The following is an 18,866-nucleotide window of genomic DNA, read 5'->3' on the forward strand; positions in this document are numbered from 1 at the left end:
GGCCTGGCTGCACTTCTACAATCACCACAGGCCCCACACCGCGATCGGGAAGCTCCCGCCCATCAGCCGGATCTCAAACAACCTGGCTGGGCAGTACATCTAGGCGGCGTCGCCGCCCGCGGTCTCGATGTTATCGCTCGGCGCGGCCGGCACAGGGCCGGACGGCGGGAACAGGTGCCTTGCCACGACCATAAAGAGCGCGAGTATCTGTGCTGCCCCGCGGCGAGCCAGGTGATGACCACGGGCATCTCTGGCGTCGGCCCCGCCGTTGCGTCGGGCTTGAAGAGCTCGAGGAGCATGTAGAAGCTGAAGACGATGTAGCCGCAGACGACGGCGACGAACAGGACGAACGACCACCAGAACACGCCTTGCTGCCAGCCGCGGTAGCGCGCGTCGTAATCCGACGTTTAAGGGCTCATCCGGGCAAGAGGACGCCCATCCAGGTGCCGGCTAGAACCAGCACTGGGAGCAGAGCACCGAGCACTGCGAGCCCATACAGAAACCAACGACGAACGCGTTCCGAATCCGCGGCCGTGGCGAGCTGAAGCGCCCGACGGCGTCAGGAAACCGCCGACCGCGACGAGCGAGCCGAACAGGAACAGCCAGAACGAGAGCGCGTTCAGCCGCGGGAACGCCACATCCGGAGCCCCGATCTGCAGCGGCATGATCGCGTTCGCGAAGCCCGCGAACAGCGGCGTCGCGAACATCAGCAGCATGATCGTGCCGTGCATCGTAAACAGCTGGTTGTACTGCTCCTTGGTGGGGACCACCTGCATGCCCGGCTGGAAGAGTTCGGCGCGGATGAGCAGCGCCATCACCCCGCCGAGCAGGAAGAACGGCAGCGCCGCGATCAGGTACATGTAGCCGATCGTCTTGTGGTCGGTGGAGGTGATCCACCGGAGGAAGATGTTGCCCTTCTGCTCGGTGCGAGAGGCGCTCAGTAGCTCCGCCTGCCGGGGCGGAAGCACCGCCGCCCCCGCGCGTCCCGCCTGCCCCGCGCTGCCTTCTGCTGCGATCACTCCGGCCTCCTCGGTCTCCCTCGAGCGATCCCGTCCCGCGGCCCGTCGCGTGCGCGCGGCGACCCGGCTGGCGGCACGGTAGGACTGGCCGCGCGGCCAGCACATCCGCTTGCGTCGCCGCCCGCGGAGGCGTACAAGCCGCACCCGGCGAGCATCCCGTGGGCCCTCCGGCCCGGGCGACCTCGTTCGGTGGGAAACGGCGCACCGGAGTGGGCGATTTGCTGGCATCCTGAGGGGACCGCGCGGGACGTCGGCGACCGACGTCCCGCGCGTTCGGCGCGGAGCAGGAGGCGGGATCGCCCGCACCCCATGCCGCGAAACGCGCGGGTAACCACGACCTCATCTGGGTCCCGGCCGTTTGTGCAGATAGCCGACGGGCGCGTCGACATTCCGGCGCCTGCACAGTATTCGAAAGCCTGCGCGGGCTCCAGAATGTGTCGCACGCGGCTTCACGGGGCGTTCCCCGAGCGTCCGCGATTCACACCGCCGGTACCCGCCGGCGGTAGATCCCATCCCATGTCCGAGCCGGGCCCGGCGACTAGATCGCGGCTCGGTCCCGGCGGACACAACGGAGGTACCCGTGAGTCTCAATCTCACCGGAAGCAACGACGACGTCGAGGCGACGGATGCTCTTGCCCGAGAAGGCAACGACGAAGACCAGATGAAGAAGGGACCGCTGCTGCTGGCCTGGTACGGCACGGCAAGCGCCTTCTTCTTCGTGTACATCGGCGCGGCCATGGCGCTCGCCTACGGCACCGTGCAGGCCCTCATCGGCCTGGTGCTGACCATCATCGCGTACGGCCTGATCAACGCCGTGCTGTCGAAGTACGCGATCAACAACCGCACCACCGTGGCGGAGTTCTCCCGCACGATCCTGGGTCGAGCGGGCTCGTCCATCGCGACCCTGATCTTCGCCCTGATCGCGATCTACTACGCGGTGTTCGAGGGATCCATCGTGGTCTACGCGTTCGCGGCCGCCTTCGGCGGTCCGCTGTGGCTGTGGAGCCTGATCGTCGTGATCTACTCCACGCCGCTCGTGATCGGCGGCGTCCGTCGCTTCCTCGACAAGCTCAACGGGTGGCTCATGCCGCTCTACATCGGCGGGCTCATCGCGGCGGTCATCTGGGCCGGCGCCGTGTACGGCTTCAGCGACACGTGGCTGACACAGGCCCCCGAGGCGCCGGCCACCCTCGCCAGCGGCGGTCCGGGGTGGCTCGCCACCTTCGCCGGGTACATGGGCATCTGGATCATGATGATGTTCACGATGGACTACGCGGCGCTCGGCAAGCGCAAGGACGTGCGTTTCCACCAGACGCTCACGTTCGGCCCGCTCTTCTACGTGCTGGCCTACGGCTTCTCCGCGTTCGTCGGCATCTTCCTCACCTTCACGATCCCCGGCATCGAGGTCTCCGAGACCGGGCTTGCCGGCGGGGTCGTGAGCCTGATGGGGATCCTCGGCCTCATCGTGATCATCGCGTCGCAGACGCGCATCAACACGGCGAACTACTACCTCAGCTCCGCGAACCTGAAGGCGTTCGGCGAGCGCGTGCTGAAGATCCGGATCCCCAACATCGCCTGGGTGCTGATCTCCTCGGTGATCATCTTCCTGTGCATGCTGCTCCCCATCGTGCAGTACCTGCTCATCGCGCTCGCCTGGCAGGGCGTGCTGGTGACGGCCTGGGTGGCGATCGCGCTGGTGCACATCCTGCTGAACCGCGGGCAGAACGGCGAGCACGCCGCGATCGGCGATCACCACTACCGGACCTTCAACGCGAACGGCCTGATCGCGTGGATCGTCGCGACGGCCGTCGGCCTGGTGATGCTCCAGCTCGGCGTGATCAACCCGGACCTCGGCGGCATCGGCTCCACGTGGGGTCCGATCCTCACGGCGGTGCTGGGCGGGGCGATCTACGCCATCCTCTGGCGCGTGAACCCGAACAGCCGCACCGGCCTGACCAAGGAGGTCCGCTCGTAACCACGGGCGCGCCGCACGCGAGGCGGGCCGTCGGGGGAAGACCCCGGCGGCCCGCCTTGCGTTGCGCGGGCAAGGGCCGCGCCGGACTCAATACGGCTCCAGGTCGACGAGTCTCAGGGCCATCAGGCAGGTGGACTTCCCCTCGAGGGTCTCGAGCGATACGCCCAAGACCTCCTCAATGCGTCGCAGTCGGTAGCTCAGCGAGTTCCGGTGGATGAAGAGCTCCTCGCAGGTCTTCGACGCCTGGGCGTTGTGACGGATCCACGCCCGAAGCGTCGGCAACAGCTCACTGCTGCGCTGATCGTCGTGCTCGAACAGCGGCGCCAGGAAGCGCTCCGCCGACTCTCGCGCCCCGCGGCCGGCGGCCGCCGCGACGACGGCGCTCAGGCCCAGGGCCGGCGCGATCACCTGCACGGGCGTGTGGTTGACGAGATCGAGCGCGTGGACGAGCGCGATGCGCAGCTCGTCGATGGTGTGCACGGGTCCGCGATACACCAGCGGCAGCGCGGGCGTGAACCGCATCAGCGCCTCCGCGGCCGCGGGGAACCCGTCGCGGGGGAACTGCGCGATCGCGATCATCCGGTCGTCGATCTCGGCGACCCGGACGTTGTGGAAGGCACGGTGCAGCGCGTCGCGGAGCTTCCACGCGGAGGCGGCGTGGTCGCCGCTCATGTCCGCGACGGCGAGCGCGGTCTCGGCCTGCCGGCTGAGGCCGAGCTCGTGGAAGGCGTTCGCGACGTCGCTGCGGGTGGACTCCGACCAGCCCACGCAGCGGTTCACGAAGCGGAGCATGTCCTGGTGGCTGCTGGCGTCCACGGCGACGGCGCGGTTGAGCTGCAGGGCGAGGATCGAGCTGACGGGGGCGAGGAGCGTCTGCAGCTCGAGCCCCGACTGGTGGACGCGCACGGAGAGCTGGCACGGGTTGCTCAGACCCATCGGCAGGTTCACGTTCAGCACCTCCGGCCCCGAGGGGCGCGCCGGGCCCGTGCGCCACGTCGCGGTCTCCGGGTATTGCGCGATGAGCGAGTCGAACGCGTCGTAGACGGCGAGCGGCTCGTCGATGGAGGCGTGGATGGCGGCCAGGAGCGTGGTGATCTCGGCCCCCTGGCTGGCCAGCCGGGCGCATTCGTCCGCGATCAGCCAGCTCCGGTCGTACTGCTCGAGCCGTTCCGCCTGCAGCCACTCCTCGACGAACTGGTCGATCTTGTGCAGCGGGACCGTGGGGGGGACCTCCAGCAGCGGGACGTCGTACGCGGTGCACGCGTTCACGAGCCCGCGCGGCATCTGCCGGTGCGCCGCTCCGATGGAGAACGCGACGGCCGAGACCGGCACCCGCGCCAGGCGCTCGACGTACCCGTCCCAGATGCTCTGCTCGGTGAAGTTCATCCCGATGCCCGACGTCAGCAGCAGCACGTTCTCGTCCAGGAAGGGCGTGGGGTCGAGGTGCTCCATGGGCGCGCAGCGCGCCACCTCCTGCTGGAGGCGCTTCGTCCCGGTGGGCGTCTCGAGGCGAAGCTGGAGCGACGGGTCGGTCAACAGGTCTGCGACATGCATGCTTTCCTCCTTGCTTGCGCCCAAAGACATGCGCGACTCTTTTGCGTTTGCACAATCACCTGAACTCGAGTCGGAGCGTAGCGTATGAGCATGACAGCGCAGCGCAGCGGAGACATCTCCCTGAACTCGGACATGGGCGAGGCCTTCGGCCTCCACACCTTCGGCAACGATGCCAACCTGATGTCGATCATCGACGTCGCGAATGTGGCGTGCGGTTTTCACTCGGGTGACCCGCAGACGCTCGAGGCGACCGTCGCACTCGCCAAGGCGAACGGGGTCCGCGTGGGAGCGCACCCCGGGCTGCCCGACCTGGTCGGCTTCGGTCGCCGCGAGATGAAGCTGACGCCCGAGGAGGTCGAGAGCCTCATCCGGTACCAGGTCGGCGCCCTGAGCGGCTTCCTGAAGAAGTACGACCTGCCGCTGAACCACATCAAGCCCCACGGCGCCCTCTACGGCATGCTGGCGCGCGACGAGGAGCTCATGGCCGGGGCCACGCGCGTGGCGGCGGACTACGGCGTGCCGATCTTCGGCATCGCCGGATCCGCCCACCAGCGGGTGAGCGAACGCGAGGGCGTCGAGTTCGTGGGTGAGCTGTACGTCGACCTCGACTACAACGCCGACGGCGGCCTCATCATCCTGCGCCAGCCCCACGCGACGGATCCGGCGGCGGCGGCGGAGCGCACCCGCCGCGCCCTCGAGACGGGCTCGATCCTGTCGGTCGACGGCACCGAGATCCCGCTGCGCTTCGGCAGCGTCTGCGTGCACTCCGACACGCCCAACGCGGTGGAGGTCGCCGAGGCCGTCCGCGGGGCGCTCGCCGAGTAGCGGCGCCAGGCAACCAGTCCCCTTAACCCATTGGAGAACACGCACGTGAGCGCACAGGTAATCGCCCCCCTGCCCGGCATCTTCTACCGCCGGCCGGCCCCCGACAAGGCGCCGTTCGTCGAGGTCGGCGACGCCGTCGAGGCGGGGCAGACCATCGGCATCGTCGAGATCATGAAGCAGTTCAGCGAAGTCCGCACCGAGGTGGCGGGAGTCATCACCTCGTTCGAGGTCGAGGACAACGGAACCGTCGGTCCCGGCGACGTCATCGCCACGATCGACTGACCAGCGTCCGCCGCGGCAGCGGCAGAAGGAGCACCAGAGGTGAAGAAACTGCTCATCGCCAATCGCGGCGAGATAGCAATCCGCGTCATCCGCACGGCGAAGGAAATGGGAATCGCCACGGTCGCGGTGGTGAGCGAGGCGGATCGGGGGTCGAACGTCGAGCGCATCGCGGACGAGACCCACGTGATCGGCCCGGCGCCGGCCGGGTTGAGCTACCTGAACCAGGACGCGATCCTGCACGCCGCCGCCGTGAGCGGCGCCGACGCGATCCACCCGGGCTACGGCTTCCTCTCCGAGAACGCCGGATTCGCGCGACGGGTCCAGGAGGCCGGGCTGATCTGGGTCGGGCCCAGTCCCGAGTCGATCGAGCTGATGGGCGACAAGTCCCGCGCGCGCGAGGCCGCGAGCGCGGCCGGCGTGCCGGTCCTCGCGGGCACCGAGGGTCCGCTGGACACCGACGGCGACATCGAGGCGGTGGCCGACAGCATCGGCTACCCGCTCGTGGTCAAGGCGTCGGCGGGCGGCGGCGGGCGCGGCATCCGGCGCATCGACTCGCGCGAGGACGTCCGCGGCACCGTGGAGGTCGCGCAGGCCGAGGCTCTCGCGGCGTTCGGGTCCAGCGACGTGTACTTCGAGCGCTTCGTGACCCGCGCCCGGCACGTCGAGGTCCAGCTCCTGGGCGACGGCGAGACGTGGCTGCACCTGGGCGACCGCGACTGCTCCATGCAGCGCCGGCAGCAGAAGGTGATCGAGGAGGCGCCCGCGCCGGGTCTGCCCGACGAGCTGCGCGCGCGCATGCGCGCCTCGTCGGTGGAGCTGGCTCGCCAGGCGAAGTACATCGGCGCGGGCACCGTCGAGTTCCTCTACGACCCGGAGCGCCAGGAGGTCGCGTTCATCGAGATGAACACGCGCCTGCAGGTCGAGCATCCGATCAGCGAGGCGATCACCGGGATCGACCTGGTGCGCGAGCAGCTCCGCGTGGCCTCGGGCGAGAAGCTCGGGTACACGCAGGAGGACATCCGCTTCGACGGGCACGCGTTCGAGTTCCGCATCAACGCGGAGGATCCGGCGAACAACTTCATGCCCAGTCCCGGCCTGATCGAGAGCCTCCAGCTCTCGGGCGGCCCCGGCGTGCGGGCCGACTTCGGCTTCTCCGCGGGCCAGACCGTGATGCCGTTCTACGACTCCCTGCTCGGCAAGGTGATCGTGTGGGGCCCGGACCGGGCCCAGGCCCGGGCGCGGGCGGCGCGGGTCCTCGGCGAGACCGAGATCTCCGGCATCAAGACCACCGTCCCCCTGATGCGACGCCTCTTGGAGCTCGAGGACTTCGCCGCCGCCGAGCACTACACGACCTATATCGAGTCCGTACCCGGCCTGTTGGGAGCAGACGCATGACACTTCCGGAGCGCGCCCGCTACACGTGGGGAGGCGACGAGTTCCTGCTCATCGAGATCTCCCCGGACATGAGCCTGGAGGCGAACTTCGTCGCCACCGCCATGGCGCACGGGCTCGAGGAGGCGGCGCTGAACGGCATCGTCGACATCTGCCCCGCGAACGCGTCCCTGCTCATCCGCTTCAACCCGGACGAGCTCGCCTCCGCCGACCTGGAGGCCAAGGCGCGCGAACTCGAGACCGAGGTCCGCCGCGCGGCGGTGCAGGCGCTCGAGACGCGGATCATCGAGGTGCCCGTCTGGTACGACGACCCGTACACGCGAGAGGTCGCCGCGCGGTTCCGCGAGGGCTACCACCAGAACCCGAACGGCTCGGACCTGGACTACGCGGCCGAGGTCAACGGCCTGGCGGACGCGGCCGAGTTCATCCGGCGCCACCACGAGACGCCGTGGCTGGTCTCGATGGTGGGCTTCGTGGCGGGCCTGCCGTTCCTGTTCCAGCTGGCGCCGCGCGAGCGGCAGCTCGAGGTGCCGAAGTACCTGAGCCCGCGCACCGACACGCCCGCGCTCACGATCGGCTACGGCGGCTGCTTCACCGCGCACTACTCGGTGCGCGGCGCGGGCGGCTACCAGATGCTCGGCATCACGCCGACCCCCATCTACGACCCCGAGCAGCGGCTCGAGGACTTCTCGGACTTCATGGTGCTGTTCCGCACGGGCGACATCGTCAAGTACCGCCCGGTCGACGAGGCCGAGTACCGCCGGATCGAAGCCGAGGTCGCTGCCGGGACGTATCGCTACAAGCAGGCGCCCGTCACCTTCACGCTGGCCGACGCGCTGGCCGACCCCGCCGGGTACAACACCACCCTTCTGGAGGCCCTGGATGTCGCTTGAGATTCTCACCCCGGGACTGGCGACCACGGTGCAGGACCGCGGCCGCTTCGGCTACTACCGCTTCGGGATCCCCCAGGGCGGCGCCATGGACCAGTACGCGGCCGCCCTCGCGAACCGCCTCGTCGGCAACACCGAAAAAGAGGCGGTGCTGGAGTGCACCTACCTGGGTCCCAAGCTCCGCGTGGACGCGGACACCGTGCTCGCCGTGACGGGCTCCCCCGTCGACGTGCTCGTCAACGGCGAGCGCCGGACCGGATACACCCGTCTCGAGCTCGCCGCGGGCGATGAGGTGTCCTTCGGCGTGCTGAAGGGCGGCGCGAAGTACTTCATCGCCGTGGCCGGCGGCATCGACGTGCCCGAGGTGCTCGGGTCGCGCTCCACGTACCCGATCGGCCGCCTGGGTGGTGTCCAGGGGCGCGCCGTGCAGGCCGGTGACACGCTGCCCGTCGGTGCGCCGCCGCAGGCCACGCTGCCGCGCATGGACGAGGTCCCCGAAGACCTGCTGCCCGACTACGGGCGCGAGTTCACCGTGCGGATCATGCTGGGCCTGTACGACCACAAGCTCACCGAGCAGGGGCTGCGCAACCTCACCGAGGCCGAATGGACCCTGACGCCCGTGGCAGACCGCATGGGGCTGCGCTTCGACGGCCCGGGCGCCGAGTGGAAGCAGGAGGAGCAGCCCTTCGGCGCGGGCCAGGACCCCTCCAACATCACGGATGCCGGCTACGCGGTCGGCTCGATCCAGATCCCCGGCGGCACGCAGCCCATCGTCCTGCACTGCGACGCGGTGTCCGGCGGCGGCTACGCGCAGGCCGCGACCGTCATCAGCGCGGACATGGACCTGTTCGCCCGGATGGGCCCGGGCGCGAAGGTCCGATTCGTCCCGGTCACGATGGAGCAGGCACTCGACGCTCGCGCGGAGCGCAAGGCCCGCTTCGCGCGCGTCTGGTCGTAGGGAAGGGAGCGGGCGATGCCCCTCGTCACCGTGAAGCTGTTCGAACACCGCCTCCAGCAGGACCCCGAGCTCGCCCGGCGGCTCGCGGTGGCCATCGACGAGGTCGTGGCGGAGCACTGCACCGCGCCAGGCGGGCGCCGGCCCGACACCTGGGTCACGGTCGAGGGCATCCCCCGCGAGCAGTGGACCTTCAACGGGGAGACCCGGTAGGAGACGCGGGGGGTGGCGCCGGACGGCGCCACCCCGCCCGGTACCGGCGGCACCCCTGGGCAGCCGGTCAGGACGCCGTCATCGCCGCGGCACCGATCGCGTCCGAAAGCCGGGCGGCGACGTCGAGGGCCAGGAGGTCCTCGCCGTGACGAGCGACGATCTGCACGCCGATCGGGAGGCCGGCGGGCCCGAACGCGACGGGTACCGTCACGACGGGGTTGCCCAGCATTGACCACGGCCGGCAGAACAGCGGGTCGCCGGTGCCGTCCTCCGCGAACGGCGCCTCACCGATGACGGCGGGCGCGACGAGCACATCGACGTCCTCGAACAGCGCGCTCGTTGCGGTGCGGACCCGGTCGGCGACGCGCACGGCGGCGCGATACGCGCCGGGCGCCGTCCGCAGACCCTCCCCCAGGCGCTCCCGCAGCTGATCGGTGAGCATCTCCGGATGTGCGCGATACTCCGGCAGCAGGGCGTGGCTGGTGTCGGTCATGGCGATCAGGTCGTGTGCGGAGACGATGTCGTCGAAGGCCGGGGGCAGCTCGACGGCGGCGGCGCCGAGCGCGGCAGCGGCCGACTCGGTCGCGGCGCGGCTGGCCGGTTCCGCCTGCGCCCACCAGGGGGTGCGCACGAATCCGATCCGCGCGCCGGCGGCCCCCGCCGCGCGCGGCCCGCGCACCCCCGGGGGGCGCGTGCAGCACGCGCCACGCTAGCGCCAGGCCCGCGGCCCTCATCTGATTGGAAAATCTGCGCACGAAGCCTGTAACGGGCTCGTGGAGGCCTCCCGGGGCCCAAGTGGCTGTAGGGCTGGCTCAAAGTGCAAACCACCTCACAGCGACGAAGAACGGGCTCCCGGATGGGGGCCCGTTCTTCGTTCCCGGGCCGATCAGCCGGCCTGCTCCTGGGCCGCGAGGAGGGCGTCCGACGTCTCGGCGAGGAGGTCGGCCAGCGCGCCGCCCAGCTCGAGCTGCTCCCCGGCGAAGCGCGCCCGGGCGGCGTGGTCGTCCTCCAGGTTCAGGCCCTCGCGCCAGGCGTCGTACAGCGGTCCGCCCGCGTCTAGATGCACGCGCAGGGCGAGCGCGTGGCGCACGCCCGCCGGCTCTGCGCCCGTGACGCCGAGCGCCGCGAGCAGCTCGCCCGCATCGGCGATCGCCTCCGCGTCCGGAGGAGTGCGGGCCTCGAGGAATCCGCCGACCGCCTCGGCCACGGGGGCCTGCTCGTCCGCGGACGCGTCGGCGGGGACGTCCGGGAAGGCCCAGTCGAGCACCTCTCGGCGCTCGCCCGCCGGAAGGTCGGACAGCACGCACGCGAGCGCGGCCGGGTCGCTCAGCTCCTCGCGCTCCCGCTCCCGGGTCCACGACGCCATGCGGGAGATGTCGACGCCGGCCTGCTGCAGGCACGCGGTGAACGGCGTGCCCGCGTGGGACGACAGACCGCCGCCGCAGCCGGCGAGCACCAGCGCGAGCGCGACGGCCGTGCCGGAGGCGGCGGCGCGGCGGGGGAGTCTCATGGGTCCATGGTCGGCGGGCCCGCCGCGCCGGGCAACTCGGCGCAGCTCTGTCCTCCGAACGGGGGACAAAAGGTCAGATCGTCCTATACACTGGTCGGGACAACCTCGGTCGTCCGGCCCTCACCGATTCCCCCCATTGGTGAGGGCCGCCGTGGTCTTCGCCCGACGCCCCGCAGTCCCGGCAGGCGGCGCAACCGGGCGTCATTATCGCTCAAGCCCTATCTCTTCACGGGTTACTCCGTTAGCGTGACTGTGTCGGCACGATGTTCGCGCCGGCTTCATCACAGATAGAACGGCAGTAAATGGCTACGCAGGGCACCGTCAAGTGGTTCAACTCGGAGAAGGGCTTCGGCTTCATCTCTCCCGACGAGGGCGGCTCTGACGTCTTCGCGCACTACACCGCGATCGAGGCTTCGGGTTACCGCTCGCTGGAGGAGAACCAGCGAGTCGAGTTCGAGATCGCTCAGGGCCCCAAGGGCCTCCAGGCGGAGAACATCCGCCCCCTCTGAGTCGGATCTCCAACGGTCGGCCGCGTCACGCGGCGTGACTACCCAGGGCCCGGCGGCTTCGGCCGCCGGGCCCTTTCTCCTGCCCCGGCGGCGTCACTCGCCGGCGCTGGCGAGGCGGTGGTGATCGGCGAGGGCCTTGGCGTCCTCCGCGTGGCGGATCGCGCGCCGCGCCGCGTCGAGCGCCTCGACCGGATCCTGGGTCTGGCGCGCTGCGGCAAGCTCGCGGCGCGCCGCGTCGAGCCGCACGCGGGCGTCCAGCCCGGCGGTGTGCTCGGGGATCGCCGCCTCGGCATGGCCGATCGCGCTGCGTGCCGCGGCGAGCGTTCCCGGCAGCGCCGTGCGCGCGCCGTGCAGCCGCTGCTGCGCCGTGTGCGCGTCCGCGAGCGCCATGTCCAGGCGGTCGCGCACCCGCGCGATGGCCTCGTTGGCCGACACGGGGCGCCGCGCGGCGGTGGGCTCGATGCGGTCGAGCTGCTGATCCGCCCAGCGGATCTCGTCGCCCAGGCGCTCGGCCTGATCGGCCGGCAGCGCGGCCCGGATCGACGTGGCGGAACGGACCGCCGAGCGCGCGGCGGCGATCTCGTCGCTCACCGCGAGACCGGCCTGGGTCACGAGGCGGTGGGTCTCCTCGAGCGTGCGCGAGGCGGCATCTGCGCGGCGCAGCGCGCGCTCCGCCCCGGCGAGGTCCTCCAGCGCCGAGCGGGTCGGGTGGGCCGCGATCTCGCGTGCCGCCGCGATGCGTCGCTCGGCCTCGGCCACGGCGGAGCGCGCGTCGTCGACCGCGCGGGCCGCGTCCGTCCACTCCTCGGGGTCTGCACGCTGCTCGAGCTCCCGCAGCAGCGCCCCCGGGTCGCCCATCCGCGCCCGCAGCTCCGCGAGTCGGCGCTCGGCGCCGGCGACCTGCTCGGAGGCGCCGACGTTCGCCTGGATCCAGTCCCGGTGCTCGCGCCGCGCGGCCTCGATCGTGGCGAGCTCGCGCTCGATCCGGCGGTGCAGATCGCGGGCCGCGCGCGCCGCGTCAGCCGGGACCACGCGCGGGTCGCCGGCGTCGCGGTAGGCGACGAACGCCTCGTCCCGCGCGTGCTGCGCGGTCATCCGGGCCCGGCGCAGCGACGGCGGGGCGCCGCCCCCGTAGAGCGCCCCCGACAGCCCGACCTCGAGATCCAGCTCGTCGACCGCGTCGTCCAGCTGCACGAGCGCCGCCCCGGCGGTGCCGAGCTCGGCGGCGGCCCGGCGACGCGCGGCGGGAGCGCGCCGGGCGAAGCGCACGGCCAGCACCACCACGACCACGAGGACGGCGGCCGACCCGAAGACGACCGCGGCGGGGACCAGCCACGCCAGCAGGTCGACTTCGGTGAGGTCCATGTCAGTCCCGGCTGAGCACCAGCTCGCGCAGCTGCGCGTGGTCGTCGACCACGGCTTGCGCGCCCTCTTCCTCGCCCGGGTTCCCGAAGCCCCAGCGCACGAACACGACCGGGACCCCGTACTCCGCGGCGCCCTCGACGTCGTGGTGGCGGTCGCCGATGAGCACGGGTCGCGACACGTCGACGCCCGCCGCGGCGAGGCCCTCGAGCGCGCGGCCCAGGACATCCGCCTTCGTGTCGAGCACGTCGGCCTCGGCCCGCGCTCCGACGATCGCCGTGAACGCGTCGTCCAGCGCGTAGTGCTCCAGGATCGCGCGCACCTGGTTCTGCGGCTTGGTGCTGGCGGTCGCCTGCGGCACACCCGCGGCGTGCACATCCCGGATCAGCTCGGCGACCCCCGGGTACAGCGCGACCGACTTGGCGTAGCCGTCGCGAGACGCGAGCGCGCGGTACGCGGCGACCGCCGCGGTGGCCTCCTCGGGCGACAGCAGCGCCCGCTGCTGGAACGACTCGAGCATGGGCGGCCCGATCCAGTGACGCAGCTCGTCGGCGGGCGGCGCCACGCGGCCCATCGCCGTGAGCACCTCCGTGATGCGGGGCAGGATGCCGGCCGACGCATCGGCGACCGTCCCGTCCACGTCCCAGAGGATGCACGACCAGGGCGAAGACGTCATGGCATCAGCCTAGACGCGGCGTCGACTGGTCCCGGGCGACGTCGACTGGTCCCGGGCGACGAGACTGGTCCCGCCGAGACCAGTCTCGTCGCCGAAGACCAGTCGAAGGGCGGATCGGGCGCCTCGGGGTCAGAACAGCCGCGGGGCGCCCGACTCGATGCCCTTCATGTCGTCGTAGTCGAGCACGAGGCAGCGGATGCCGCGGTCCTCGGCGAGCACGCGCGCCTGCGGCTTGATCTCCTGGGCGGCGAACACGCCCTGGATGCCCGTGAGCAGCGGATCGCGCCCGAGCAGGTCGAGGTAGCGGGTGAGCTGCTCGACGCCGTCGATGTCGCCGCGGCGCTTGACCTCGACCGCGATCGGCACGCCGCCGGCGTCGCGCACGAGGAGGTCGACCGGTCCGATGGCCGTCGGGTACTCGCGGCGCACGAGCGTCGCGCCCTCGGCGATCAGGTCGACCTGCTCGGCGAGCAGGCGCTGTAGGTCGGACTCCACGCCGTCCTTGATGAGACCGGGGTCGACGCCCAGATCGTGCTTCGACTCGTGGATCACCTCGTAGATGTGCACGGTCAGCGCATCGCCCGTCTTCTGGTGCGTCACGCGCCACAGCTCGGTCACGCCGGCCTCCGCGAGCTCCTCGCTCGGCTGCTCGACGTCGAGCCGGCACGGCGGGCTCATCCAGTTGAGCGGCTTGTACGAGCCGCCGTCGGAGTGCACGAGCAGGCTGCCGTCGCCCTTGTGCATCAGCACCCGGGTCGCGAGCGGCAGATGCGCGTTGAGACGGCCGGTGTAGTCCACGGAGCAGCGGGCGATGACGAGACGCACCGGATGAGCCTAGCCGTCTCCCGCGGATGCTCTTGCCGCCCGCCTTTGGTTGCTCTATGGTGACGGTTACCGAAGAGGAACCGAAGGGATGCCATGGATGCCGAAGCCGCGCTCGACGCGCTGGGGGACGCCACGCGGCGCCGGATCGTGGAGGCCCTGCGGGCGGGGCCCACGCCGGTGGGCGCCCTCGCCGAGGCGCTGCCGGTCGGCCGCCCTGCGGTGAGCAAGCACCTGCGCGTGCTCGAGGGCGCCGGCCTCGTCGAGCACCGCTCCGTCGGCACCCGCAACCTGTACGCCCTCGCGCCCGACGGGCTCGCGGCGGTGCAGACCTGGCTTGCGGGCCACTGGGACACCGCGCTCGCGGCTTTCGCCGAGCGCTCCGCGGCCGCGTCGGCGGACCGCGAGGCGGCCGCGTCCGAGCGGAGCGCGTCGTGAGCGTCCCGCCGCTGCGGCGGCAGGTGCTCGTGGCGGCCGATCCCGCGACGGCGTACCGGGTCTTCGTCCACGACATCGGCGCGTGGTGGCCGATCGCGTCGCACGGGTGCTTCGGCGCCGAGGCGACCATCGCGTTCGACGGCGAGCGGTTCGTCGAGACGGCCCCGGATGGCCGCACCGCCGTCTGGGGGACCGTCACCGAATCGCGTGAGCCGTCCCGTGTGGCGTTCACGTGGCATCCCGGACGCGACGCCGGCGCGGCCACCCACGTGGAGGTGACCTTCGCTCCCGCGAGCGAGGGGACGCTCGTGACGCTCGTCCACACGGGCTGGGAGGCCTACGCCGATCCCGAGGCGGCGCGGAGCGACTACGGCCGGGGCTGGCCGAAGGTGCTGGGGCGGTTCGCGGCGGTGGTCAGCGGCGTGTGACGTCGCCGGCGGGACCGTCCGCGACGCCGGGGGCGGACGGGTCCGACGACAGCGGGCGAGCCGCGCCCGACGCGAGACCGGATGCGACCGTCAGGGCGACGATGATCCACAGCGTGTTGAGCAGGCCGATCGCCTCGCTGATCGCCCCCAGCACGGGCGGGCCCGCCAGGAACGCGACATAGCCGATGGTCGCCGCCGCGCTCACGCGCGCCGCGGCCCGCGCGGGGTCGTCCGCGGCCGCCGACATCCCGAGCGGGAAGCCGAGCGACGCGCCGACGCCCCACAGCGCCGCGCCGACGAGGACGAGGGGCAGGTTCGGCGCGAGGATGAACAGCAGCAGGCCGACCGCCGCGGTCGCCGAGAGCACGCGGAGCACCGTCACGCGGCCGACGCGGTCGACGAGCGGCCCGCCGAACACGCGCACCACGGTCATGGCGACCGAGAACACCGTGAGGCCGGCCGCGCCCAGCGCCTCGTCGCCGCCGTGTCCCTCGACGATGCCGAGCGCCAGCCAGTCGTTCGCGGCGCCCTCGGCGAACGCCATCCCGAGCATGATCACGCCGAGCGCGTAGGTGCGCGGCTCGCGCCAGACCTCGAGCGAGGCCATCAGGCGCTCCCGCCAGCCGCGGCCGTGCTCGGCGGGATCCGGATCCACGGCCGCGCGGCGCGGCACGTTCGCGATCGCCGCGATCGCGATGGCCGCGATCGCGCCGGCGATGAACGCGGTGTGCCACAGCACGTCGACGCCCCAGCTCACGGCCACGGTGCCGATGGCCGCGCCGATCACGGTGCCGAAGCTGAAGAACGCGTGGAACAGCGGCAGGATCGTCTTGCTCTGGAGCTGCTCGATGGCCGTGCCCTCGACGTTCATCATCACGTCGAGCGAGCCGTTGCCCAGGCCGAACAGGATGAGGCCCACGAGCACGAGCGGGAAGGACGCGAGCACGTCGGTCCCGATCCCGATCAGGAGCACGCCGAGCGCGAAGACGAACATCGACGCGAGCATGCCGCGGCGGGCGCCGAACCTCGCCAGAACGGGCGTGGAGAGCGACAGGCCCAGGATGGACGCCACGCCGGCGCCCATGAGCAGCGCGCCGACGCCGATGTTGTCGACCCCGAGCGCGTCCTTGATCGCGGGCACACGCGAGGCCCACGTCGCGATGCTCAGGCCGCTGGTGAGGAAGATCGCGAAGATCGCGATCTTCCAGCGCAGGACGCGGGCGGGCGGGAGGGCGGTCTCCGGGGCCGTCACTCCTCCACCTCGGTCGCCGGTGCGTCGGCCGTGGGCAGGAGCTCGGCGACCGACGAGAGCACCTCGTTCGGCCGGAACGGGTAGCGCTCGATCTCGCGCTGATCGCTGATGCCGGTCATCACGAGCACGGTGTGCAGGCCGGCCTCGATGCCCGCCACGATGTCGGTGTCCATCCGGTCGCCGATCATGCCGGTGTTCTCGGAGTGCGCGCCGATCCGGTTCAGCGCCGAGCGGAACATCATCGGGTTCGGCTTTCCGACCACGTACGGCTCGCGACCCGTCGCCTTGGTGATGAGGGCGGCGATGGCGCCGGTGGCGGGCAGCGGGCCCTCGGCGCTCGGGCCGGTCGCGTCGGGGTTCGTGACGATGAAGCGGGCGCCGCGGCCGATCAGGCGGATCGCCTTGGTGATCGCCTCGAAGGAGTAGTTGCGCGTCTCGCCGACGACCACGTAGTCCGGGTCGGTCTCGGTCATGATGAACCCGGCCTCGTGCATCGCGGTCAGGATGCCGGCCTCGCCGATCACGAACGCGGATCCGCCGGGCGCCTGGGACTTCAGGAAGTCGGCGGTCGCGAGCGCGCTGGTCCAGATCCGGTCCTCGGGAACCTCGATGCCCGAGGCGCGCAGCCGCGCGGACAGGTCGCGCGGCGTGAAGATCGAGTTGTTCGTCAGCACGAGGAACGGCGTGCCGTCATCCCGCCACTTCGCCAGCAGCTCCGGCGCTCCGGGGATCGGCAGGTTCTCGTGGACGAGCACCCCGTCCATGTCGGTCAGCCAGCACTCGATCTCGTCGCGTCGCATGGTCCCTATTCTCACGCCCCGCGATCGGCTCGGGCGGAATTTCTTTCAGAAGCGTCTCGCACGCTCGCGCCGACGTTCCGCGCCGGACACTCGCGAGCGAGGAAATCGAAACGGGCTGCGCGGGCGGAGCGAGTCGAAGCCGGTCGAAACGTCGCCGAGCCGGGGCGGGACCTGCGCGTATGGCGCTGCGGGGATATGTTCGGGGTGTGATCGCCCGAGCACCCTGGGATCCGGCCGCTCTGCCGGACCTGTCAGGACGGCAGTACCTGGTGACCGGGGCCAACGCCGGCCTCGGGTACTTCGCGAGCGAGCAGCTCGCGGGCGCGGGCGCGCACGTCATCCTGAGCGGTCGCAGCCCGAACCGGCTCGCCGCCGCGCACGACGCGCTCGAAGCGCGCGTGCCCGGCGCCTCGGTGGAGACGCTGCTGATGGACGTCAGCAACCCCGGATCCATCCGGGCGGCGGCGGCGTCGCTCCGCGGCGGCCTCTTCTCCCGCTCGCGCCTCGACGGCGTGCTGCTGAACGCGGGCATCGTGCACACGCCGCGCAACCGCGAGCTGACGCGCGACGGCCGCGAGCTCGTGTTCGCGACCAACGCCCTCGGGCACTTCGTGCTGGCGGCCGAGCTGCTCACGACCCTCGCGAAGACCGCGTCGCGCCGCGAGCACACCCGGATGGTGTGGCTCGGCAGCATCTCGACCCACCTCGGCGTCGCCGAGCCGATCGACATCCAGAGCGAGCGCCGCTACGACGCGTGGCACGCGTACGTGCAGTCGAAGCTCGTGGTGCACGCGCTCGGCATCGAGGCCGACGCCCGCCTGCGCGCGGCGGACGTGCCGGTCGACAGCGTCGTGGCGCACCCCGGCTACTCGATCGGCGGGCGGACGCCGACGGTGCACGGCGTCAACGAGCCCGGAGCCTGGAAGCGCCTGCGAGACCGGCTGCAGCCCTTCGCGCAGAGCAAGGAGGCCGGTGCCGCGTCGCTCGTGCGTGCGCTGGTGGATCCGGATGTGCGGGGCGGCGAGTACTGGGGGCCGAAGCTGCGCACGCGCGGCGCGCCCGTGCGCCAGCGCCCCTCTCGCTGGGCCGCCGACCCGGACGTGCGCCGCCGGGTCTGGGCGGAGTGCGAGCGCCTCACGGGCATGGAGTGGCCCTTCCAGCGCGCCGCGCGCGCGGCCCGCTGACACGGCATCCGGCCGTCGAGACCGCACGGGATCGGCGAGACCGCCGCCGACGGCGCCGGTCTCGCCGGCCGACCGCGGTCTCGCGGATCAGGCCGTCAGCCAGATGACCTCGGCGGCGCCGGCCGGGAGGGCGATGACCGCGCCGCCCGCCTCCACGCCGCCGCGCGCGACCCGCACGTCGAGGCCCACCGAGATGCCGGCCCGCTCGATGTCGCGCAGCAGCGCCGGATCCTGGTCGCTGACCCGCAGCACGCGGCCGGCGTGACCGACCGGCGCCTCCGTGAGGCGCACGAAGCCCTCGCGCTCGACCCGGCCGGAGGCATCCGGGATCGGATCGCCGTGCGGATCGAAGCGCGGGCGCCCGAGCCGCTCGTCGATCTTCTCGAGCAGGCGGTCGCTGATCGTGTGCTCGAGGACCTCGGCCTCCTCGTGCACCTCGTCCCACGCGTACCCGAACTCCTCGACCAGCCACGTCTCGATCAGCCGATGCCGGCGCACCATCTCGAGCGCGCGGCGCTCGCCGAGGGGCGTCAGCCGCACGGCCCGGTACGGCTCGTGCGCCACCAGGCCCTGCGCGCCGAGCTTCTTGACCATCTCGGTGACGCTCGACGGGGCGATCCCGAGCTTCGCCGCCAGCACGCTCGGCGTGATCGGGGCGTCCTGCCACTCGGTGTGGGCGTAGACCACCTTCAGGTAGTCGTCGATCGCGGGCGAGGGCACGTCTCGATCGTAGGCGGGCGACGCCGCGAGATCCCGGGCTAGCCTTTCGGAGTGAGCGAA

The 18,866-nt window shown here is 71.7% G+C and carries 20 protein-coding genes and 1 pseudogene; 11 read left to right on the forward strand and 10 right to left on the reverse strand.

What is annotated here, in order from left to right; all coding sequences use genetic code 11:
* Nucleotides 1-539: 539 nt before the first annotated feature.
* A pseudogene (locus tag ASD19_RS02680) lies at nucleotides 540-968 on the reverse strand (cbb3-type cytochrome c oxidase subunit I); the annotation flags it as partial.
* 631 nt (nucleotides 969-1,599) lie between these two features.
* On the opposite strand from ASD19_RS02680, the gene ASD19_RS02685 reads away from it, so the two are divergent.
* Complete coding sequence (locus ASD19_RS02685) at nucleotides 1,600-2,994, forward strand: purine-cytosine permease family protein (RefSeq protein WP_055988578.1); 1,395 nt, start codon at nucleotides 1,600-1,602, stop codon at nucleotides 2,992-2,994.
* 87 nt (nucleotides 2,995-3,081) lie between these two features.
* On the opposite strand, the gene ASD19_RS02690 is transcribed toward ASD19_RS02685, so the two are convergent.
* Entirely contained in the window at nucleotides 3,082-4,548 is a 1,467-nt protein-coding gene (locus ASD19_RS02690) for a helix-turn-helix domain-containing protein (RefSeq protein ID WP_055988580.1), read from the reverse strand.
* Nucleotides 4,549-4,638: 90 nt separating this feature from the next.
* On the opposite strand from ASD19_RS02690, the gene pxpA reads away from it, so the two are divergent.
* The 6 genes from pxpA to ASD19_RS02720 are packed head-to-tail and all read left to right on the forward strand — an operon-like array spanning nucleotide 4,639 to nucleotide 9,105.
* Entirely contained in the window at nucleotides 4,639-5,373 is a 735-nt protein-coding gene (gene pxpA, locus ASD19_RS02695) for a 5-oxoprolinase subunit PxpA (RefSeq protein WP_055988680.1), read from the forward strand.
* A gap of 45 nt (nucleotides 5,374-5,418) precedes the next feature.
* Nucleotides 5,419-5,655 (forward strand): acetyl-CoA carboxylase, encoded by a 237-nt coding sequence (locus ASD19_RS02700; RefSeq protein WP_055988582.1) that lies wholly within the window; start codon nucleotides 5,419-5,421, stop codon nucleotides 5,653-5,655.
* Nucleotides 5,656-5,694: 39 nt separating this feature from the next.
* Complete coding sequence (locus tag ASD19_RS02705; RefSeq protein ID WP_055988584.1) at nucleotides 5,695-7,050, forward strand: acetyl-CoA carboxylase biotin carboxylase subunit; 1,356 nt, start codon at nucleotides 5,695-5,697, stop codon at nucleotides 7,048-7,050.
* Nucleotides 7,047-7,940 carry a 5-oxoprolinase subunit B family protein gene (locus tag ASD19_RS02710; RefSeq protein ID WP_055988586.1) on the forward strand — a complete coding sequence of 298 codons (894 nt, stop codon included), beginning with the start codon at nucleotides 7,047-7,049 and terminating at the stop codon, nucleotides 7,938-7,940. The genes ASD19_RS02705 and ASD19_RS02710 overlap by 4 nt, the downstream gene beginning before the upstream one ends.
* A complete protein-coding gene (locus ASD19_RS02715) occupies nucleotides 7,930-8,895 on the forward strand; it encodes a biotin-dependent carboxyltransferase family protein (RefSeq protein WP_055988589.1) in 966 nt (321 codons plus the stop codon). The genes ASD19_RS02710 and ASD19_RS02715 overlap by 11 nt, the downstream gene beginning before the upstream one ends.
* Nucleotides 8,896-8,910: 15 nt before the next feature.
* Nucleotides 8,911-9,105, forward strand: coding sequence for a tautomerase family protein (locus ASD19_RS02720; protein WP_055988591.1), 195 nt, complete (start codon nucleotides 8,911-8,913; stop codon nucleotides 9,103-9,105).
* A gap of 67 nt (nucleotides 9,106-9,172) precedes the next feature.
* Here ASD19_RS02720 and ASD19_RS02725 read toward each other — a convergent pair whose 3' ends face one another.
* Nucleotides 9,173-9,784, reverse strand: a complete 612-nt coding sequence (locus tag ASD19_RS02725) for an amidase family protein (RefSeq protein ID WP_055988593.1) — start codon at nucleotides 9,782-9,784, stop codon at nucleotides 9,173-9,175.
* 207 nt (nucleotides 9,785-9,991) lie between these two features.
* Nucleotides 9,992-10,615 (reverse strand): hypothetical protein, encoded by a 624-nt coding sequence (locus tag ASD19_RS02730; protein WP_055988595.1) that lies wholly within the window; start codon nucleotides 10,613-10,615, stop codon nucleotides 9,992-9,994.
* 302 nt (nucleotides 10,616-10,917) lie between these two features.
* Here ASD19_RS02730 and ASD19_RS02735 point away from each other — a divergent pair, with 302 nt between their 5' ends.
* Nucleotides 10,918-11,124 (forward strand): cold-shock protein, encoded by a 207-nt coding sequence (locus ASD19_RS02735; RefSeq protein ID WP_055988597.1) that lies wholly within the window; start codon nucleotides 10,918-10,920, stop codon nucleotides 11,122-11,124.
* Between the two features lie 93 nt (nucleotides 11,125-11,217).
* Here ASD19_RS02735 and ASD19_RS02740 read toward each other — a convergent pair whose 3' ends face one another.
* The 3 genes from ASD19_RS02740 to nucS all read right to left on the reverse strand — a co-directional run bounded on the left by ASD19_RS02740 (nucleotide 11,218) and on the right by nucS (nucleotide 13,987).
* The gene (locus ASD19_RS02740) at nucleotides 11,218-12,489 is read right to left on the reverse strand and encodes a hypothetical protein (protein ID WP_055988599.1); all 1,272 of its coding nucleotides are present in this window, start codon (nucleotides 12,487-12,489) and stop codon (nucleotides 11,218-11,220) included.
* Between the two features lies 1 nt (nucleotide 12,490).
* On the reverse strand, nucleotides 12,491-13,162 hold the full coding sequence (locus ASD19_RS02745) for an HAD hydrolase-like protein (protein WP_055988600.1): 672 nt from the start codon (nucleotides 13,160-13,162) through the stop codon (nucleotides 12,491-12,493).
* Between the two features lie 129 nt (nucleotides 13,163-13,291).
* Nucleotides 13,292-13,987 (reverse strand): endonuclease NucS, encoded by a 696-nt coding sequence (gene nucS, locus ASD19_RS02750; protein WP_055988602.1) that lies wholly within the window; start codon nucleotides 13,985-13,987, stop codon nucleotides 13,292-13,294.
* A gap of 93 nt (nucleotides 13,988-14,080) precedes the next feature.
* Here nucS and ASD19_RS02755 point away from each other — a divergent pair, with 93 nt between their 5' ends.
* Together ASD19_RS02755 and ASD19_RS02760 are read left to right on the forward strand one after the other, a co-directional pair.
* A complete protein-coding gene (locus ASD19_RS02755; RefSeq protein ID WP_055988605.1) occupies nucleotides 14,081-14,422 on the forward strand; it encodes an ArsR/SmtB family transcription factor in 342 nt (113 codons plus the stop codon).
* Complete coding sequence (locus ASD19_RS02760; RefSeq protein WP_055988607.1) at nucleotides 14,419-14,850, forward strand: SRPBCC domain-containing protein; 432 nt, start codon at nucleotides 14,419-14,421, stop codon at nucleotides 14,848-14,850. The genes ASD19_RS02755 and ASD19_RS02760 overlap by 4 nt, the downstream gene beginning before the upstream one ends.
* Here the strand turns inward: ASD19_RS02760 and ASD19_RS02765 are convergent.
* Complete coding sequence (locus ASD19_RS02765; RefSeq protein WP_055988609.1) at nucleotides 14,837-16,102, reverse strand: MFS transporter; 1,266 nt, start codon at nucleotides 16,100-16,102, stop codon at nucleotides 14,837-14,839. The two genes, ASD19_RS02760 and ASD19_RS02765, sit on opposite strands and share 14 nt — an antisense overlap.
* The gene (locus tag ASD19_RS02770) at nucleotides 16,099-16,902 is read right to left on the reverse strand and encodes an HAD-IIA family hydrolase (RefSeq protein WP_055988611.1); all 804 of its coding nucleotides are present in this window, start codon (nucleotides 16,900-16,902) and stop codon (nucleotides 16,099-16,101) included. Before ASD19_RS02770 ends, ASD19_RS02765 begins: the two co-directional genes overlap by 4 nt.
* Nucleotides 16,903-17,108: 206 nt before the next feature.
* Between ASD19_RS02770 and ASD19_RS02775 the strand changes: the two genes are divergently transcribed.
* Nucleotides 17,109-18,086: an SDR family NAD(P)-dependent oxidoreductase gene (locus ASD19_RS02775; RefSeq protein WP_230667969.1), complete on the forward strand. Its 978-nt coding sequence runs from the start codon at nucleotides 17,109-17,111 to the stop codon at nucleotides 18,084-18,086.
* An 87-nt stretch (nucleotides 18,087-18,173) separates the two neighbouring features.
* On the opposite strand, the gene ASD19_RS02780 is transcribed toward ASD19_RS02775, so the two are convergent.
* Entirely contained in the window at nucleotides 18,174-18,806 is a 633-nt protein-coding gene (locus tag ASD19_RS02780; RefSeq protein ID WP_055988612.1) for a metal-dependent transcriptional regulator, read from the reverse strand.
* Between the last annotated feature and the right edge of the window lie 60 nt (nucleotides 18,807-18,866).

Source organism: Microbacterium sp. Root53 (assembly GCF_001426925.1).
Classification (GTDB): domain Bacteria; phylum Actinomycetota; class Actinomycetes; order Actinomycetales; family Microbacteriaceae; genus Microbacterium.